The sequence below is a fragment of the Scytonema millei VB511283 genome, from assembly GCF_000817735.3.
In the GTDB taxonomy this organism is placed as follows: domain Bacteria; phylum Cyanobacteriota; class Cyanobacteriia; order Cyanobacteriales; family Chroococcidiopsidaceae; genus Chroococcidiopsis; species Chroococcidiopsis millei_B.
Genome location: NZ_JTJC03000002.1, coordinates 566,623 through 584,125, shown reverse-complemented (window position 1 = coordinate 584,125; position 17,503 = coordinate 566,623). Strand labels below are relative to the sequence as shown.

At 45.1% G+C, this 17,503-nt stretch carries 25 protein-coding genes; 16 read left to right on the top strand and 9 right to left on the bottom strand.

Going from position 1 to position 17,503, the window contains the following annotated elements:
• The first annotated feature begins 9 nt into the window (after positions 1-9).
• From QH73_RS10410 to QH73_RS10400, 3 genes are all read left to right on the top strand, one after another.
• Positions 10-1,332: an ABC transporter ATP-binding protein gene (locus tag QH73_RS10410; RefSeq protein WP_039716489.1), complete on the top strand. Its 1,323-nt coding sequence runs from the start codon at positions 10-12 to the stop codon at positions 1,330-1,332.
• A 205-nt stretch (positions 1,333-1,537) separates the two neighbouring features.
• Positions 1,538-1,681, top strand: a complete 144-nt coding sequence (locus QH73_RS10405) for a chlorophyll a/b-binding protein (RefSeq protein ID WP_039716490.1) — start codon at positions 1,538-1,540, stop codon at positions 1,679-1,681.
• 388 nt (positions 1,682-2,069) lie between these two features.
• On the top strand, positions 2,070-2,249 hold the full coding sequence (locus QH73_RS10400; RefSeq protein ID WP_039716491.1) for a CAB/ELIP/HLIP family chlorophyll-binding protein: 180 nt from the start codon (positions 2,070-2,072) through the stop codon (positions 2,247-2,249).
• Positions 2,250-2,433: 184 nt separating this feature from the next.
• Here the strand turns inward: QH73_RS10400 and rpoD are convergent, their stop codons facing one another.
• The gene (rpoD, locus tag QH73_RS10395) at positions 2,434-3,612 is read right to left on the bottom strand and encodes an RNA polymerase sigma factor RpoD (RefSeq protein WP_039716492.1); all 1,179 of its coding nucleotides are present in this window, start codon (positions 3,610-3,612) and stop codon (positions 2,434-2,436) included.
• On the opposite strand from rpoD, the gene QH73_RS10390 reads away from it, so the two are divergent.
• A complete protein-coding gene (locus QH73_RS10390) occupies positions 3,611-3,763 on the top strand; it encodes a hypothetical protein (RefSeq protein WP_158266008.1) in 153 nt (50 codons plus the stop codon). The genes rpoD and QH73_RS10390 overlap by 2 nt on opposite strands.
• Before the next feature lie 702 nt (positions 3,764-4,465).
• On the opposite strand, the gene QH73_RS10385 is transcribed toward QH73_RS10390, so the two are convergent.
• Positions 4,466-5,191 (bottom strand): polysaccharide deacetylase family protein, encoded by a 726-nt coding sequence (locus QH73_RS10385; protein WP_039716493.1) that lies wholly within the window; start codon positions 5,189-5,191, stop codon positions 4,466-4,468.
• Positions 5,192-5,288: 97 nt separating this feature from the next.
• Here QH73_RS10385 and QH73_RS10380 point away from each other — a divergent pair, with 97 nt between their 5' ends.
• Together QH73_RS10380 and QH73_RS10375 are read left to right on the top strand one after the other, a co-directional pair.
• On the top strand, positions 5,289-5,801 hold the full coding sequence (locus tag QH73_RS10380; RefSeq protein WP_039716494.1) for a hypothetical protein: 513 nt from the start codon (positions 5,289-5,291) through the stop codon (positions 5,799-5,801).
• 66 nt (positions 5,802-5,867) lie between these two features.
• Positions 5,868-6,812 (top strand): alpha/beta fold hydrolase, encoded by a 945-nt coding sequence (locus tag QH73_RS10375; protein WP_052290157.1) that lies wholly within the window; start codon positions 5,868-5,870, stop codon positions 6,810-6,812.
• 40 nt (positions 6,813-6,852) lie between these two features.
• On the opposite strand, the gene QH73_RS10370 is transcribed toward QH73_RS10375, so the two are convergent.
• Positions 6,853-7,380 carry a DUF4330 domain-containing protein gene (locus tag QH73_RS10370; RefSeq protein WP_039716495.1) on the bottom strand — a complete coding sequence of 176 codons (528 nt, stop codon included), beginning with the start codon at positions 7,378-7,380 and terminating at the stop codon, positions 6,853-6,855.
• 413 nt (positions 7,381-7,793) lie between these two features.
• Here QH73_RS10370 and QH73_RS10365 point away from each other — a divergent pair, with 413 nt between their 5' ends.
• A complete protein-coding gene (locus QH73_RS10365; RefSeq protein WP_039716496.1) occupies positions 7,794-8,648 on the top strand; it encodes a M48 family metallopeptidase in 855 nt (284 codons plus the stop codon).
• Between the two features lie 33 nt (positions 8,649-8,681).
• On the opposite strand, the gene QH73_RS10360 is transcribed toward QH73_RS10365, so the two are convergent.
• The gene (locus QH73_RS10360; protein WP_039716497.1) at positions 8,682-9,422 is read right to left on the bottom strand and encodes a metallophosphoesterase family protein; all 741 of its coding nucleotides are present in this window, start codon (positions 9,420-9,422) and stop codon (positions 8,682-8,684) included.
• Positions 9,423-9,584: 162 nt separating this feature from the next.
• On the opposite strand from QH73_RS10360, the gene QH73_RS10355 reads away from it, so the two are divergent.
• Positions 9,585-10,190, top strand: a complete 606-nt coding sequence (locus QH73_RS10355; protein WP_039716498.1) for a MiaE family protein — start codon at positions 9,585-9,587, stop codon at positions 10,188-10,190.
• A 76-nt stretch (positions 10,191-10,266) separates the two neighbouring features.
• Positions 10,267-10,746: a GNAT family N-acetyltransferase gene (locus QH73_RS10350; protein ID WP_039716499.1), complete on the top strand. Its 480-nt coding sequence runs from the start codon at positions 10,267-10,269 to the stop codon at positions 10,744-10,746.
• Between the two features lie 77 nt (positions 10,747-10,823).
• Here QH73_RS10350 and QH73_RS10345 read toward each other — a convergent pair whose 3' ends face one another.
• The 4 genes from QH73_RS10345 to QH73_RS10330 form a co-directional block, all read right to left on the bottom strand.
• Positions 10,824-11,348 carry an NAD(P)H-quinone oxidoreductase subunit J gene (locus QH73_RS10345; RefSeq protein ID WP_039717652.1) on the bottom strand — a complete coding sequence of 175 codons (525 nt, stop codon included), beginning with the start codon at positions 11,346-11,348 and terminating at the stop codon, positions 10,824-10,826.
• A gap of 7 nt (positions 11,349-11,355) precedes the next feature.
• Positions 11,356-12,087, bottom strand: a complete 732-nt coding sequence (ndhK, locus tag QH73_RS10340; protein WP_039716500.1) for a photosynthetic/respiratory NAD(P)H-quinone oxidoreductase subunit K — start codon at positions 12,085-12,087, stop codon at positions 11,356-11,358.
• Positions 12,078-12,440, bottom strand: a complete 363-nt coding sequence (gene ndhC / locus QH73_RS10335; RefSeq protein ID WP_015154010.1) for a photosynthetic/respiratory NAD(P)H-quinone oxidoreductase subunit C — start codon at positions 12,438-12,440, stop codon at positions 12,078-12,080. The genes ndhK and ndhC overlap by 10 nt, the downstream gene beginning before the upstream one ends.
• Positions 12,441-12,517: 77 nt before the next feature.
• The gene (locus tag QH73_RS10330) at positions 12,518-12,745 is read right to left on the bottom strand and encodes a hypothetical protein (protein WP_132866888.1); all 228 of its coding nucleotides are present in this window, start codon (positions 12,743-12,745) and stop codon (positions 12,518-12,520) included.
• A 96-nt stretch (positions 12,746-12,841) separates the two neighbouring features.
• Here QH73_RS10330 and QH73_RS10325 point away from each other — a divergent pair, with 96 nt between their 5' ends.
• From QH73_RS10325 to QH73_RS10300, 6 genes are all read left to right on the top strand, one after another.
• The gene (locus QH73_RS10325; RefSeq protein WP_015154009.1) at positions 12,842-13,177 is read left to right on the top strand and encodes a rubredoxin; all 336 of its coding nucleotides are present in this window, start codon (positions 12,842-12,844) and stop codon (positions 13,175-13,177) included.
• 150 nt (positions 13,178-13,327) lie between these two features.
• The gene (locus QH73_RS10320) at positions 13,328-14,332 is read left to right on the top strand and encodes a photosynthesis system II assembly factor Ycf48 (protein ID WP_039716501.1); all 1,005 of its coding nucleotides are present in this window, start codon (positions 13,328-13,330) and stop codon (positions 14,330-14,332) included.
• A gap of 223 nt (positions 14,333-14,555) precedes the next feature.
• Positions 14,556-14,804 carry a cytochrome b559 subunit alpha gene (psbE, locus tag QH73_RS10315; protein WP_039716502.1) on the top strand — a complete coding sequence of 83 codons (249 nt, stop codon included), beginning with the start codon at positions 14,556-14,558 and terminating at the stop codon, positions 14,802-14,804.
• Positions 14,805-14,810: 6 nt separating this feature from the next.
• Complete coding sequence (gene psbF, locus QH73_RS10310; RefSeq protein WP_039716503.1) at positions 14,811-14,945, top strand: cytochrome b559 subunit beta; 135 nt, start codon at positions 14,811-14,813, stop codon at positions 14,943-14,945.
• Positions 14,946-14,954: 9 nt separating this feature from the next.
• Positions 14,955-15,080, top strand: a complete 126-nt coding sequence (psbL, locus tag QH73_RS10305) for a photosystem II reaction center protein PsbL (RefSeq protein ID WP_015154005.1) — start codon at positions 14,955-14,957, stop codon at positions 15,078-15,080.
• Positions 15,081-15,142: 62 nt separating this feature from the next.
• On the top strand, positions 15,143-15,262 hold the full coding sequence (locus tag QH73_RS10300; protein WP_015154004.1) for a photosystem II reaction center protein J: 120 nt from the start codon (positions 15,143-15,145) through the stop codon (positions 15,260-15,262).
• 248 nt (positions 15,263-15,510) lie between these two features.
• On the opposite strand, the gene psaI is transcribed toward QH73_RS10300, so the two are convergent.
• Positions 15,511-15,630: a photosystem I reaction center subunit VIII gene (psaI, locus tag QH73_RS10295; protein WP_015154003.1), complete on the bottom strand. Its 120-nt coding sequence runs from the start codon at positions 15,628-15,630 to the stop codon at positions 15,511-15,513.
• A 327-nt stretch (positions 15,631-15,957) separates the two neighbouring features.
• Here psaI and xdhA point away from each other — a divergent pair, with 327 nt between their 5' ends.
• Positions 15,958-17,361, top strand: a complete 1,404-nt coding sequence (gene xdhA, locus QH73_RS10290) for a xanthine dehydrogenase small subunit (protein ID WP_052290158.1) — start codon at positions 15,958-15,960, stop codon at positions 17,359-17,361.
• Positions 17,362-17,503: the final 142 nt, after the last annotated feature.

Here is a 17,503-nt window from a genome sequence, read left to right as displayed (position 1 = left end):
GCCCCTCTAATGGCAGCAGTCACACTAGAAAACGTTTACAAAAGCTTTCCCGCTCGTCCTGGCGATCGCGCTGTAGTTCCAATGACAGCAGATCTGCTCGCTCCGGTTGAGGCTACACCTGCAATGGGAGCATCTAAACCACAGGTGGAGAAAGTACCAAAGCAAACAGAAAATGTCGATGTTTTACGCTCGATTAACCTCACCATTGAGGATGGCGAGTTTATGGTGCTGGTTGGACCTTCAGGCTGCGGTAAAAGTACGCTGTTGCGATCGATCGCAGGGTTGGAAGAGTTAAGTTCGGGTAACATCTGGGTTGGCGATCGCCTTGTCAACCAACTTCCGCCGAAAGCACGAGACATCGCGATGGTATTTCAAAATTACGCTCTTTATCCCCATATGTCCGTGTATGACAATATTGCTTTTGGACTGCGGCGTACTAGAACTGGGGGAGCTGAGGGAGTTGGAGGGGCAGAAATTCCACTTCAGATCCAAAATTTATTAATTGGGATAACCAGAAGATTGCCGAAAGGACTGCGTTACATGACGGCAAGGGAACGGGCGATCGACCAGCGAGTCAGAAGTGTTGCGGCTCTGTTACAAATTGAATCGTTTTTACAGCGCTTGCCAAAACAGCTATCGGGGGGACAAAAGCAAAGGGTAGCTCTTGGTAGAGCGATCGCGCGCAACCCTCAAGTCTTTTTAATGGACGAACCCCTTTCCAATCTAGATGCAAAATTACGGGCAGAAACCCGCGCCCAAATCGTCAAACTACAACGCCAGTTGGGAACGACAACAATCTACGTCACTCACGATCAAACAGAAGCAATGACTATGGGCGATCGCATTGCTGTGATGCACCAAGGACAAATCGAGCAAGTCGCTCGTCCGCTAGAACTGTACAATCACCCCGCGACTAAGTTTGTCGCTGAATTTATCGGTTCACCACCGATGAATTTTCTCTCAGTTCAGTTTCAGACTCCAGCGATCGTCCATCCCCTATTTCGTCTCAATCTCCCCGAAGTTTGGACATCTGCTTTACTCAAGTACGATGGACGAGATTTAATTTTGGGCATTCGACCAGAACACCTAAATTTGAGTAGCGCCGCACCTCACAATCTTCCCGTACAAGTCGAGCTAGTGGAAGCCTTGGGTAACGAAACCTATCTCTTTGTCACCACTACGGCTGCGGCTAATGCTACTCCTACTCCCTTACAAGTTCGTATTCCACCAGACCAAACGGCGAATATCGGCGAACAATTGTGGCTATCGCTTCACCCAGAAAAAATTCACTTTTTCGATCCAGCAACTAATTTGGCAGTTGGTAGAGAGTAGTGAGTGGCTAGTGGCTGGTGGCTAGTGGCTTGACTTTTTGCTAACCACCAGTCACTGATAACTGATAACCGATAACTGATAACTGATAACTGACAACCACCTATCTCCTCCTTAAGATAGAGCGCAGCAGAATCTTTATTTTTTACATTAATTTACATATTCTGTTGTAATTCTTAATGAACTGGGATTAACTGGAGATAGAAATATGCAAGACACTACAAAACTTGCTGCTACAGCGATGGACGATCGCAATGCTTGGCGCTGGGGTTTCACCCCTCAAGCAGAACTCTGGAATGGTCGCTTGGCAATGGTAGGGTTTTTTATTGCTTTATTCCTAGTGTTAAGCTAGTCAACATTTGATTTTGTCGCGGTGAATGCTTCTCAGCGAATACTCTAGCTTTCGTTGGATAAGCATCTTGTCTATCTACATAGTGTGAGTTAGACGCTCTTTATGTTATCCGAACAGGGCTTTCTTCACGCTTGAGACATCCATGAATTAAAGCTCTTATAAATAATTAGTATAAATTATCACTAATTGATTTCAGTCTGAATTGCTGCACAACAGAAAAAGCAAGTTTGCAGTGGCTTCTTCGGCTTTATTTTCTCTAAGTCCGTCTATTTTTTGAGAATCAATTTCATTTAAACTATTGCATTTCCAGCAAACAGTTGTTATATTAATTTACATAATTAAATAAAAAGTTACAGAATTCTGAAGTATCAATTTAGGAGCATCAATCATGCAAGACACAACCAAAGTCACCACACCAGTTATGGACGATCGCAACGCATGGCGTTGGGGCTTCACACCTCAAGCCGAAATTTGGAACGGTCGCTTAGCAATGATCGGTTTCTTAGCAGCTGTTGCGATCGAGCTGTTCTCGGGTCAAGGTTTCCTACACTTCTGGGGAATTCTGTAAATCTGTGGTGGAAGGTTTAGCGCAGGAAAAAGACTTGGGAATGTGCGTTCCCAAGTCTTTTTAGTATGAAGACCATTCCAAATGTTCTTCACACCGATGATTCATTTTTTTCTTCAGAATCAGAATTTAGTCTAAAGACGTTTCAGAATCTTTAATTCCAAATTCCGAATTCCGAATTCCGACTTCATCTAATATATTCTTTCAGCACGCTATTACGGTTGGGATGGCGAAGTTTTCGCAGGGCTTTTGCTTCGATTTGACGAATTCTTTCACGAGTCACGTTGAAGATCTGTCCGATTTCTTCTAGTGTTTTCATTCGACCATCATCTAAGCCATAGCGCAAACGCAACACGTCTCTTTCCCTTGGGCTGAGACTATCCAAAACTTTTTCTAAGTCTTCGCGCAATAAATTCTTAGAAACCTGATCTTCTGGCGTTTCTCCATCCGACTCAATAAAATCGCCCAGTCGGGAATCTTCTTCCTTACCGATGGGCGTTTCTAATGAAATTGGTAGCTGAGCTGATTTAGCAATAAATCGCAGCTTTTCGATTGTCATTTCCATGCGGGTAGCAATTTCCTCTTCGGTAGGCTTGCGACCCATTTCTTGCGATAGCAATTTAGTTGTTTTCTTAATGCGGGAAATAGTTTCGTAGAGGTGGACTGGCAGGCGAATGGTACGAGATTGATCGGCAATGGCGCGAGTAATTGCTTGGCGAATCCACCATGTAGCGTAGGTAGAAAACTTATAGCCTTTTTCGTGGTCGAACTTCTCAGCCGCCCGAATCAAACCTAAAGAACCTTCTTGAATCAAGTCTTGGAACGACAGCCCGCGATTCATATATTTTTTAGCGATTGACACCACTAGACGCAGGTTTGACTGTACCATTTTGTCCTTAGCCCGCCGTCCGACGTGCAAACGATAGCGAAATGCAGGTAAATTCTGCTTAACTGCTTCCGCCCATTCACTGTCTTGTGGTTCGCGATCTAATCGATCGGATAGCTTTTCTCGAATTCGTTCTAGCTCTAGTAAATCGGCAATTTTTCGCGCTAATTCAATTTCTTCGTCTGCTCGTAATAGGCGAATTCTACCGATTTCTTGTAAGTAAAGGCGAATCGAGTCTTCGGTATATTGTTTTTTCTTTGTTTGCGCCCGCCGACGGGTTTTTCCACCTTTCCCAGGCTTAGCGTCATCCTCGTCAGGCTGAACTTCTAAAAATCCGTCACTATCATCTACTTCTAAGCTTTGTAACTCTTCTGCTTCTTCTATTGAAAAGTCAAAATCGCGCTCGAAATCAGACTGGCGAGCCATTTGGGGTTCAGACTGTTGAATATTTTCGAGTAGTACGTTGTTAGCCTGGTTCATGCCGCGTTCCTCATGCTCCTTGATTCAACAAACATTTAGTCACTTAAAAATTGCTCTCATTGCATCAGCTAGCGACTGGCTGCAAAGAGATTCTCTGTCGGGAAGATTCATGGGCAGATCCGAACGATATGGTGGTAGGATTCTTGCCTGAAAACATACTTTGAGATTAACCGATTGGTCTAAAATAAGCTCTGCTCAATCTATATAGACATAGCCTTGGATAGATGCACCAATAGCTATTTATCTCTTAGGTAATGAAGACCGTTCCGATTGTAGCCTGTTTCACAAAATTTGGGCAGATTTAGTGTTCTAATTTTGAAGTCAGAAGGTCAAGACAAGTTCAATTGTTTCCCAATTTGTATTTACACCTACGAATTACATCTTAAATTTGTCTTCCGCAATCTGGAGAAAAATCGCGTAGATCTACCCAGGTTGCAGAGTGCAAATTGATGGTGAAGTGTAATGCTTAGTAGTGTAAGACAACAGGAGTAGAGCATTTTTTGCCATTGCGTGTTTTGCGAGGAAAAATAGTCTAGACCACCTATTCAGCCTTGTTTAGTCGTTCATGTGTCCCCTAAGCGCGATTGACAATAGTAGTACCAGTAACTCTGCACTGGTGCGGAAATAGGTTTTGGCATTTTCCGAAACATCAAACTTCCCACTTAGTGCAAATGTTCTATTCTCGATTGAGATGCGACTGATTCGATCGTCAATCATAATCACAAGTTAACCGAGGTTGTACGGATATTTCAACCTACGTGTTCTTGACAAACTAATAAACTTTTCTCTGTCATTGTAATTAATACTGAAGGCAGATGACAGCTCCCCTCACGAGAAATTCACTAAATTTGTGTCAAAAAGAGCGATCGCCACTAGTTAAAGAAGACGAAAAACCTTGACTCGTAAGGGATAGAGATTGTTGCCACAAGGTATCGATCGTAACAAATTCGTAACCCAGGCTTAACAATTGCGGAATTAACAGAGCAGCAACATCGGCAACATCTGCACCACCACAAGCACCGTCGTGCAGTACGATCAGCGAACCGTTTTGTACCTGCTGCATGACCCGTTGAACGACAACAGCTATCCCAGGACGAACCCAGTCTTCGGGAACTACGCTCCACATTACAGGTCTGTAGTCCCATTGATGTAACAAATTTAAGGTTTGAGGTGTAAACAAACCATTCGGCGGACGGACATCGCGCACGCGGGCAGTAGGTAAGTCACAAGCAGTCGCGATCGCCTCTTGGGTAGCTACCAGACTGTGTTGCAATTCGGTAGGTGTCAGCATGGGAAAAGAGCGATGGTCGTAGCCGTGATTACCGATCCAATGTCCTCGTTGGTAAATTGCTTTGGCAAGGTCGGGAGAGCGTCGAACGCAAGCACCCAGCCAAAAAAAACTAGCAGGGATGGCATAGCGGTCTAAAACTTCTAGCAACTTAGTTGTATGGCAAGGATGGGGACCGTCATCGAAAGTCAAAGCAATCGAGCGGGCGCGATCGTGACCAGACCACAAGCAACTAGGAAACGACGGCTTGAGAATTCGATACATTAGGGGTAAGAAGGGCGCTAGCTGCATTAACTGGGGAGTAGGGAGTAGGGAGTAGGGAGTAGGGAAAGTTAAAAGTCAAAATTTCCCGACTCGCTGATAACTGATAACTGACAACTGATAACTGATGAGCAATTCTTGGTATCGACTAATGGTAGTGGGGGGTGCGATCGCGATCGCCCTAAGTGGTTGTTCTAATCTAACAATTGACCAATACGAAGCTACTGCAAAAACAATTTACACTTGGCAAGTCAAGTATGCCATCGACCTTAATAACAAATCACCTCGATTTGAAACCTTTGCTTCCACATCTTTAATCAATCGTAACGGGATTAAACCAATCGGCGCGGTCACTGGTCCCGACGACCGAGGACTGTGGTGGGCGGCTCTACCACCGCGCCCTACAGTAGATGAGGTAGAACAAAGAAAGAAATCGGGCGAAGGGGCGAGTCCTCCAGAGTTAATCAAATCTGTGGAGTATCAGTTCAGTTATCCCCAAGGCGATCGCCAAGTCACTTTACCTACGAATTATCAAGTCTATCGTCAAGTTGTCAAAGCTCGTCCCACGCGCACGCCCTTAAAACTGACTTTGGGAGTCACCGATAAATCGGTAGAAAAAGCGGAACCCGTGAAACAGTGACCAGTTATCAGTGACTGGTGGCTGGTGGCTAGCTACTTGCAAATGACCAATGACCAATGACAAATTATGTTTTTACCACCTGGATTTGAACAGCGTTCTGTGATGACCTCTCTAGGCAGAATGGTTTACTATACCGATGCTGGGGAACCTTGGTTGAAAGATGGAGCCGATAATGCTGACAAACCAACTCTCGTTTTCATACATGGTTTTGGCGGCGGGTCTTCAGCTTACGAATGGTCGAAGGTTTATCCGGCTTTTGCGGCTGAATACCGCATTGTAGCGCCAGATTTAATTGGTTGGGGACGCTCTGAGCATCCAGCACGGAGTTATCGCGTTGAAGACTATCTCACGACGATCGCGGAGTTTTTAGAACAGACTTGTCAGGGTGCAGTCACAGTTATTGCTTCCTCCCTGACAGCGGCGATGGTCGTTAGGATAGCGATCGCTCGTCCAGAATTATTTCAGTCTTTAATCTTAACTACACCTGCCGGACTATCTGATTTTGGCGAAAACTATTCCCGCAGTTTCTTTGCCCAAATCGTCAGCGTTCCCGTTCTCGATCGCCTACTTTACAGCACGGGCGTTGCTACGAGTAACGGAATTCGTAATTTTTTAGAACAGCGCCAGTTTGCCCAACCCAATCGTATTTATGAAGAAATAGTCGCTGCTTACCTCGAATCTGCTACCCAACCCAACGCTGAGTACGCCGCCTTATCTTTTGTCCGTGGCGACTTGTGCTTCGACTTGTCTCTCTATATTCCCCAACTGACCGTTCCTACAGCTATTATTTGGGGACAAAAATCTGAATTCACTTCTCCAGAAATTGGACAGCGATTTGCTCAGATCAATTCTCAAGCAATTAAAATTTTTCAAAGTTTGCCAGAAGTTGGCTTGACACCCCAGCTAGAACTCCCAGCCGTGACAATTGGACTGATTCGGCAATTTTTACCCATACTAGAAGGGAGTCGGGAGTCGGGAGTCGGGAGTCGGGAGACAAGTCAAGCAAATTAGGTGCAAATGCGATCGTAACTTCTTTCTAACTCCCCAGTAATCATTTCTCTGGAAATCTCAGAGCGATGACACCACCAGTAAAATCGTAATTAAAGCCTTCTAACTGAGCAGGGATACCGATTTTGAGTTTGCTATTACCAATGACTGGACCATTTTTAGTGATTTGAGCGTTGCCTTCTAGGGTGACAACCATATCCATAATGTATTGATTTTCGCGTGGATCGGGCAGAACTTTCACCGAGCCATCAGGTTGAGGTACGAGCGTGGTTCTCGGTAGTTGTTTAACAGCTTTCACGCCTACCTGACCGTAAGGCTGATTGCGGATAATGATATTGGTTTTTCCACCTGGCTTTAGTCCCTGCTCAAATAGCTGTTGCGGATCGCGCACGCTCAAACCCCGCACGATCACGTCAATTTCTACAGGTTTGGTAGTCACGCCAATTTGCGCTCCAGAAGTGCCAGGGAAGAAAAAGATCCCCACTACTACCAAGAAGATGACTAAGGCTGCTCCAATATCGAGGAGACTGACCTTACCAAATAAACGCCCTTGGGAATCTAAAATTTTCATACTTGGGGGAAGAGGCTAAGGAATATAAGAGAGCTGAGGGAGCTGAGGAGGTTGAGGAGGCTGAGGGAGAGATACTGATTGCTGATTGCCGATCGCTGGTCAATGAAAGGGTAGCACGATTCTACTGCGATGACAGATATTTTACGATTTGAATAGACAAGAATTAGAGAATCTATATTTCTCCCCCTTGTCTCCCTTGTCCCCCTTCGCCCCCTATTCCCCACTCCCTTCGGTCGTGGGGAAGAGCGAGTTCCCCCTAGTCTCCCTAGTCTCCCTAGTCTCCCTTGTCCCCCTAGTCTCCTTTGTCCCCCCTGTTTCTCATCTCCATTTATGGCAACCAAAAGCTTTTTTGCCCGTCTATCATTACAGCAAGTTTAAAAATTTTTCCGTCTTTCAAACAACAATTCCCGGCGATGTTCAACCTATTCTTTTCGTTCTCTCGTCGTACCCAGCGTCGCTGGCTTTATCCGCTTATATCACTATCAGTAGTCGTCGGCTTGCTGATCGGCTCTGCTGGATTGGCAAAAGCCATTTCCTGGTTCGATCTGATTCAACAGGGAGCGCAAATCATCCAACTGTCTGATGTTTCGGAGGAAGAGGAAGTCGAGTTAGGCAAGCAAATCAACCAACAGATGGTTGGGAAAGAATTTCGTCTCTATCGCAACACAAGCGTCAATCGCTATGTAGAACGGGTAGGAGAACGGGTAGCCGCCGAGAGCGATCGCCCCAATCTTCCTTATCAGTTTCAAGTTGTAGATAATAACAGCGTCAATGCCTTTGCTACGGCTGGGGGTTTTGTCTACGTCACCACTGAATTGCTGCGTACTGCCAATAACGAGGCAGAATTAGCCAGCGTACTAGGTCACGAAATCGGTCACATCACTAATCGTCACTTGATTAAGCAAATGCGTAGCACTGCGATCGCGGGAGGATTGGCAACTGCGGCTGGCTTAAACCGTAACCGAGCTGTGGCGATCGGTGTCGATCTGGCTTTGCGCCGTCCTAATAGTCGTAAAGATGAGTATGAAGCGGACACCACAGGGTTAGAGATGTTAGGACGAGCTGGCTACAATCGAGAAGCAATGGTTTCTTTTATGGAGAAATTATTGAAGAAAGGTGGTTCCACACCTACTGTTTTGAGTACCCATCCAGCCACTCAGAGCCGTATTGCCAGACTCAGAGAAGCGATCGATTCTCCAGCCGCAGATGAGGGCGATGGGTTAGATAGCGCTGCTTACAGAGCTAGAATTCGCCCGCTATTACGTTAATTTTTATTTGTAGAGACGTTCGGTAGAGTGTCTCTACAATCTTGCTAACACCTGAGCGGGATTGATATGGATTGCTGCTTCCGACAGGGGCAATGTCCGAACTAGCTTATCGTAAACATCGACTTGATAGACAATCTGATTGTTGATATCAACTGCTGTGAGCCAACCGCTTCTGGGGTGATAAGCACCAGTATCGATATCCAACCAGCCTTGTCCTTGGGCGAGTTCTCCAGGGCGTACTCCTGGTAGGGTAAACGTGATTGTATGACCGACGATAATGAGTTTGTCTGCAAAGAAAGGCTGTTTCATGCTGTGGAATTCCTGTCGCACCCAACAAAATTGCTCGACTGACTGCTCTGCCAAGGGAAGTCTAGGATCGAGTCCAGCATGAGCTAACCAAATATCGCCTAAGTCAAGATGAGTAGGCAAGGTTTGCAGCCATTCGATATGATCGCGAGGAATAGTGGCTGTTTTGTAACTGCTTAAAGTCTCATATCCACCACTGTAAAGCCAAGCTTGGCGAATTTGATTGGATGCGCGTTTAGTCAACACATCTAACAGCATTTGTTCGTGATTGCCAAGCAAGCAATAGTAAGGACTTTGCTTGACAAAATCAACAACTTGTGCGCTTTGCGGTCCGCGATCGATTAAGTCTCCCAAGAAATAAACTTCATCGGCTGCGCCAGGGGCGATCGCCTCAAGCAAAATCATCAGTCCGTCATAGTGACCGTGCACATCACCGATAATAATGCGACGTTGGTGCGCTGCGCTCATAGAAGTTTTGGGTTAACAATAATACCGCTTGTTGATTCCAGCCTATCTGTACTCAAGGAGATATTGGTTAAAGAATGGGTGAAGAATGTTTGGAAGATATTAATCTTTCATTTTAATTATGGCTTAAGCCAAAAAAATCAGCTCTAGTGAAATTGAGTAAGTATGAATGTAGCCGATTTAACAGTCGCCAAAATTAACGCTCTAGTCGTTCCGACCACTGAGGATTGGGTACGACAAGCGATCGCTAACTTGGATACCATCTTATTGGATCATTCCCAATGCGAGCGCAAAGCAGCTGGGGTAGCTCTAAATTTAATATTTCGTTACCCTTCGAGCCAAAAATTAGTCCGATCGCTAACGGCGATCGCGAGGGAAGAATTGGAACACTTCGAGCAGGTGAACCAATGGTTAGAACGACGAGGAATTCCTCTAGCACCTTTAGCACCACCTCCTTACGGCGCGGGTTTAAAAGCGCAAATCCGTGTCAAAGAGCCAGAACGGATGTTGGATTCTTTGCTCGTCTCTGGTTTGATTGAAGCTCGCAGTCACGAACGGTTAGGGCTTTTAGCCACCCATTGCCCAGAACCAGAGCTAGCTAAATTTTATCGCGGTTTGATGGCTTCGGAGGCTAGACATTTTGGGACGTATTGGATTTTGGCAGATACTTATTTCGATCGCGCTGTGTTCACCCAAAGGCTAGAAGAATTAGCTGTAGTGGAAAGTCAGTTATTATCAACTTTACATCCTCAACCGAGGATACATAGTTAGTATTTAGGTAATTGGTAATTAGTAATTGGTAGTTGTAAATCGCTTATTACCCATTACCCATTACCCATTACCATTCATGCAAGCTATTTATAAAGATTTTCTGATTCGAGACTGGCAAACGAGCGATCGCGATTTGGCGGCGGCGGTTATTGGTGCTGTGTTGGCAGAATATGGTTTAGGGTGGGAACCTGTAGGTGCTGACCGAGATGTATTGGAGATCGAAAATTATTATTTAGCCACTAGTGGGGAGTTTTGGGTAGTTGAATTCCAAAGTCAAATAGTGGGAACGGCTGGCTACTATCCCTTTCGTCGTGGTGAGAAAGCTGTAGAAATTAGAAAAATGTATTTATTACCCCCAGCGAGAAGGTTGGGTTTGGGGAAATTTTTATTACAAGAATTAGAAAAAGCGATCGCAGCGAAGGGATTTCAGCAAATATGGATTGAAACTGCTAGCGTTCTTGTAGAAGCCATTCAACTATACGAAAGCAGCGGCTATCAACCTGCAACAGGGGTAGAAACAGCACGCTGCGATCGAATTTATGTCAAAAATTTGTAGAGACGTTACACGTAACGTCTCTACAAAAACTAAATCAGCGATCGGTGTTTATTCTGGTCACTGCTCACTGGTCACTGTTAAAAAGCATCCTGCAATTCGTAGAAGTCGGGGGAAACGTAATCTTTACGTAAGGGAAAACCAACCCAATCTTCAGGCATGAGCAGCCGTTTCAAATTTGGATGTCCTTCATAGACAATGCCAAACATATCGTAGGATTCTCGTTCTTGCCAGTCTACTGCTTTCCAAATCCAGTAAACCGAAGGTACGCGGGGGTCTTCTCTAGGCAGAAAAACTTTAATCCGCACTTCCTCTGGTCTGTCAGCATTATCGCTTAGTTTGATTAAATGATACATGCTGACTAAATCTTGCCCTGGACCTGCATCGTAGCCGCACTGACACTGAAGATAGTTAAAACCGTAAGCATAGAGCGCTGTGGCGATCGGCAAGAGGAAATTGCGATCGACTTTGATAATCTCCACTCCTAAGTGGTCTGGCTCCATAACTTCATGATCGAAGCCATTTTCCTTCAGCCACTTAGAAGTCTTTCCCGCTTCGACAATTTTTGTTTCTTCAGCAGGTACGGGTTTAGTCTCTTCTTTGATTTCTTTTTCAGCCACGGTTCACCTCCTCTTTTTTGGCAGCTGATTGTAGGGCTGGTGGTATGGGCATACCAATTGCCTCTGTCAGCTCCTTCGGTGGCGCTTGCCGTGTAGCAACCTGTAGATATTTACCATCGCTGATAGGTGGTACAACCTTCATGCTGTGAGTCGTACTGTAATAGCGGTGCGTTTGTTTAATCGGAGTCCGCTCTTGCATCGACTCGTTCGCAATTTTCTTGCGTAACTTAATGATGGCATCGATGATGGCTTCGGGACGGGGAGGACAACCAGGTAAGTAAACATCGACGGGAATCAATTTATCGACACCCCGCACGGCTGTTGGCGAATCTACGCTAAACATTCCACCAGTGATGGTACAAGCTCCCATAGCAATTACATACTTGGGGTTTGGCATTTGCTCGTAAAGCCGCACCAGTTGTGGAGCCATCTTCATCGTGATCGTGCCAGCGGTGATGATTAAGTCAGCCTGACGGGGGCTAGAACGGGGGATGAGTCCGAAGCGATCGAAGTCAAACCGCGAGCCAATCAAAGCCGCAAATTCGATAAAGCAACAAGCCGTACCGAACAACAGGGGCCACAAACTAGAGAGTCTAGACCAGTTATAGAGATCGTCAACTGTAGTGAGAATGACGTTCTCAGATAGTTCTTGAGTAACTGAGGGGCGCTCGATTGGGTTAATGATACGTTCTTTTTGTCCGGCTGGATCGATATTTAAGACCATTCCAAAGCTCCTTTACGCCATGCATATACAAGGGCAACAACTAAGATTGCAATGAAAATGAGGGCTTCAATAAAAGCCAAAAGACCGAGGCTGTGGAATGCAACTGCCCAAGGATAGAGAAATACTGTCTCTACATCAAAGACCACGAAGACCAGCGCAAACATATAGTAGCGGATATTGAACTGAATCCAGGCTCCGCCGATGGGTTCCATGCCTGATTCGTATGTCGTCCGGCGTTCTGGGCTGCGTCCGCTCGGTCGAAGGAGCTTAGATGCAGAAAGGGCAAGCGCTGGAACTAAACTACAGATTAAGAGGAAGCCTAGTAAATACTCGTAGCCGCTAAGAACAAACACGATGGATAATTACCGTTGCTAGAGTCAATAGTTTTGTTATCTGTCTTTACATATTATATATATTTGGGTTTCACGCACTAGCAAAACCTAACCCTTGACATCATTCGATTCAGTTCTGCTTCTGATTGAAAAAATCTATGCATGAGTGAGGAGCGAGGAGTGAGGGATAGGAGAGTGGTGCGTGGTGCGTGTTGATGCGGGTGTGGGGTGTGGAGAATTTTGAATTTTGGATCCTCTCCTCTACTCCTCTGCCCCTCTGCTTCCTCAGCTCTGCTCTCTTCTCCCCATCGTCCTCTTTCCCTCACTCCTCACTCCTCACCCCTTGTAGAAGAAGTCATTTCGCGTCATAATTTTTAACATGATTTTAAGTTTTGCGCCTCTACTTTCTCATTTGCCTTACTATGAGCGAACCAGCTATTGATACCCAAGCGCTAGACCGCTATGAATGTCGGGCTTGCGGCTATGTGTACGAACCCGATCGCGGCGATGATAAGCACGATATTGCCCCTGGCATACCATTTGCAGAACTATCTTCTACTTGGCGATGTCCTGTTTGTGGAGCGCGTAAAAACGCATTTGCCAATATTGGTCCAGTGGGACAAGCCTCTGGCTTTAAGGAAAATCTCGGCTACGGGCTTGGCGTAAATCAGCTCACTCCAGGTCAGAAGAACATTTTGATTTTCGGTGCATTAGCGCTAGCCGTCTTGTTTTTTCTCAGCCTATATGGGTTACAGTGAAACTGCTGTCAAGCAAGCTTAGTACAGCGGGCGATCGCCCAACCATCTATCTGTATGCGGCAACAAAATAGGCTTTCATTCAACCTATCGGCATACTGAAATATTCTTACAATACATTCAATTTGTTTAAGTAGAGCACGTAAAATCAGCATGTTTTCACCGTTAAAATTTTGGCAAAAGATTGTTGTCCTCGTAGCAGTCGTCTTGCTGTGCGTCGGCTGTAGTAGCGTTCCCTCTACTAGTTACAATCCTTGGGAGGTAGTTACTTTACCAACGGATGTTAACTTACAAGATGTTGGCTTTACGGAAGACACCCAACATGGCTGGTTAGTGGGGAATAAATCTGCTTTATTTGAAACTAAAGATGGTGGCAAAACCTGGCAGCAGAAGAGTTTGGATTTAGGCGACAAAAACTTTATTCTGTCTTCCGTAAGTTTTTCCGGTCAAGAAGGATGGATTGTTGGCGAACCATCTTTACTGCTACATACAAATGATGGTGGCGAAACTTGGTCGCGGATTCTCTTAAGTGAAAAGCTACCAGGCAACCCAAATACAATCGTGGCGCTGGGGCAACAGTCAGCGGAGATGACTACAGATGTAGGCGCAATTTACCGCACTACTGACGGTGGTAAAAACTGGAAAGCAATGGTACAGGAAGCCGTAGGCGTGCTGCGAAACGTGGCGCGTTCTGAAGATGGTAAGTACATTGCTGTTTCTGCTAAGGGGAATTTCTATTCCACTTGGGAACCAGGTCAAACGGCATGGCAAGGTCATAACCGGAATAGTTCCCGTCGCCTGCAAAATATGGGTTTTGGTAAAGATGGACGCATATGGATGCTGGCACGAGGCGGTCAGGTGCAATTTACTAAGGCAGATAATACAGAAGAATGGGAAGAAGTACAAAATCCAGAGTTATCTACTAGTTGGGGATTGTTAGATTTGGCTTACCGGACACCTGAGGAAATTTGGGTGACTGGTGGTAGCGGCAATCTACTTTACAGTCCAGATGGCGGGAAAACTTGGCAAAAAGACCGAGGCGTAGAATCAGTCCCCTCAAATCTTTACAAGATCGTCTTTCTCTCTCCAGAAAAAGGATTTATTATCGGTCAGCGCGGAATTTTGCTGCGTTATCAAGGTCAGGCACAATCGGCTTAATGAATGTGGGGAGTCGGGAAGAAAGAGACAAGGGAGAGGGGGGAGACAAGGGAGACAAGGGAGAAACTCTAGCCACTAGCCACTAGCTACTGATAACTGTCTACTGTCAACCAATTATCAAATGTTCACACCCATTCTTTACTCCCGACTAATCGCTAACTACTGGTCAAGGTTTCGTATGATAATGAGTAAGAAAGTAATGGTTCTTAATGGAGGAAGGTAAATGTCAGGAACGACAGGTGAGCGTCCGTTTTCGGATATTATTACCAGCGTGCGTTACTGGGTGATTCACAGTATTACTATTCCAGCTTTGTTTATCGCTGGCTGGTTATTCGTTAGTACTGGTCTTGCCTATGATGTATTTGGGACACCCCGACCAAACGAATATTATCCTCAAGAACGGCAAGAGTTGCCAATCGTGAGCGATCGCTTTGAGAGCAGAAAACAGATCGAAGACTTTATAGGAAAGTAATTTGAAATGAACACCAATCAAATCAATCAACCAATTCAATATCCAATTTTTACCGTCCGCTGGCTAGCAGTTCACACCTTAGCTGTACCAACAGTGTTTTTCTTAGGTGCGATCGCTTCTATGCAGTTCATTCAGCGCTAGGAGAAGTTTATGCCATTAGAAAGATCGAAAAACCCTAATAACCAGCCCGTAGAGTTAAACCGGACTTCCCTATACTTGGGTTTGTTGCTAATATTCGTGCTGGGCATTTTGTTTTCTAGTTATTTCTTCAACTAACTAGATTCAAGGCTGTTGTCTTTAATTTATCTAACTGTGTAATTTAGGCAGGAGAAAAAGCTGTGTCTGGAAGTGGAAGAATACCCCTTTGGGTTGTAGCAACTATTGCTGGTTTGGGCGTGATTGTTGTTGTTGGAACATTCTTTTACGGTTCTTATACTCATTTAGGTTCCTCGTTGTAAGAACTTGCAAAAGTTAAAACTCAAAAGTCAAAGGTCAAAAAGTTGATTTGAGAGGCTTTTGGCTGATTTTAAGCGATCGCTTTATTTTCGCAGTGCTGTACTAGCTAGCTGAAGTTCTTCGCGATCGCGCATACCGTTATCGACAATTGTGCAAAAAAACCGCCTACCTAGTCTAGGTAAGCGGTTTTTTTGTTAGGGATTCAGAAACAGTGCGTAGTTAACAGAGTTAATTCGGCATTCCGAATTCTCTAGATTCCTGAAGGATCTTCACGCTCGATGTAGAGAAACAATAAAGCCATTGCTACGGAAGGAAAGACCAGAACAGTCAGCGGAACTAGGATTGATGGTAAAAACGATGCTGAAAACATATTGCTAGATTCCTTATGAATATAAGACTACAACCAAAAACGAATTTACTGCAAATTGGGATCGCTGCGGCGATTTCTAAAAATTTTTAACAATAGTGAAGTAGGATTAAGAGCTTCTTAGCAAAGTACTAGAGGTCGCGATCGCCATAATCAACCCATTTAAGTATTTCAGAATACTTTTATTCTTTTGGTTTTATTGTATACAGTATACTTAAATAAATTTAATTAGGTAGCGCGATCGCATTGGTCAAGCACTTTTATGCAGCCCAGTGGCTGACTCGTATAAGATCGATCGCGAAGTCACTTTTTAACTATTGGATTTAGAAAGTGCAGCAATTATCATCAGAACGCTTAATTTTAACCATCAATGGCGAAACAGTTCGCCTGAAAGATGTCTCACCGACGATAACGCTGTTAGAGTACTTGCGGCAAAGCGGACGCATCGGCACGAAAGAAGGCTGTGGCGATGGCGACTGTGGAGCTTGTACTATTGCCATTGTAGGCGAAGGCGCGGATGGAAAACCCCACTATCAAGCAGTCAATAGCTGTCTTATCCCCTTGGGTGCGGTAGCGGGAAGAGAAATTGTTACTGTAGAAGGGGTTGCCAACGGACAGTTACATCCAGTCCAAGCCGCAATGGTAGAGACGGGTGGTTCTCAGTGTGGCTACTGTACCCCTGGCTTTATCATGAGCATGTTTGCTGCCTACTACGATCGCCAAGTTGACGATCTAGCGATAGAGGGGAACTTGTGCCGTTGTACGGGATATTTACCAATTCGCCGTGCTGCTCAACAAGTGATGCAGATGCAGCCGCCCAGAGATTGTTTCAGCCAGAAGATAGCACAAGCAACTACTGAATTTAGTCAAATTAGCTACACTTGCGCCGACCAAAAGTTTTATCGCCCGACGCAGTTACAGACAGTTTTAGAATTACTGCAACAGCACCCCGACGCTAGCTTAGTTGCAGGCGCAACAGATTTAGGACTGGAAATGAGCCACCATAGCAAAGACTTTCTGGTGCTGATTTCCTTAGAAGCAGTAGCAGAATTGAAAATACTGACAAATACACCAGAATTAGTAGAAATTGGGGCAGCAGTACCACTAAGCCATATTGAAGACAACCTACGCGGTGTCTTTCCGGCAATGGATGAGATGCTGTACTGGTTTGCGGCGCGTCAAATTAGAAACCGAGCCACATTAGGAGGTAATATCGGTACAGCTTCACCAATTGGCGACTTGCCTCCAGTATTACTAGCCTTAGATGCCCAATTACGTATAGCTGGGAGTGGAGGTGAAAGAACTCTTCCCATCGCAGATTTTTTCAAAGGATATAGAAAAACAGACTTGCAGCCTGGGGAAGTGATTGTCTCCATCCAAATTCCCAAAACTACAACAGGCGTGCGCCGTTTGAGTCAATCTTATAAAGTTGGGAAACGCGGTACGGATGATATTAGTATTGTCGCAGCTGCATTTACAATCGACTTGGGCGATCGCAACCAAATCCAACACGCCAGACTCGCATACGGCGGAGTTGCCGCAACACCAGCTAGGGCAATAGCAGTAGAATCAATGCTACTTGGCAAACCTTGGAATGCTGAGACAGTAAAACAAGCGAAACCAGAATTGAAACAAGCCTTTACACCACTTACCGATTTACGCGGTAGCGCCGAGTATCGCAAGATGCTAGTTGCAAATTTGTTTGAGAAATTTTTTGTGGAAATGGGTGGTTGACAGTAAACGCTACGCTACACTGCGTGAAGACGGTTGACAGTTGTTGTAATTTTGACTTTTAACTTTTAGCTTTTGACCTTCTTATCTTTGCGCCTTTGCGTCTTTGCGCGATCGAAATCTTATCATTCGTCAGGGGTAAACG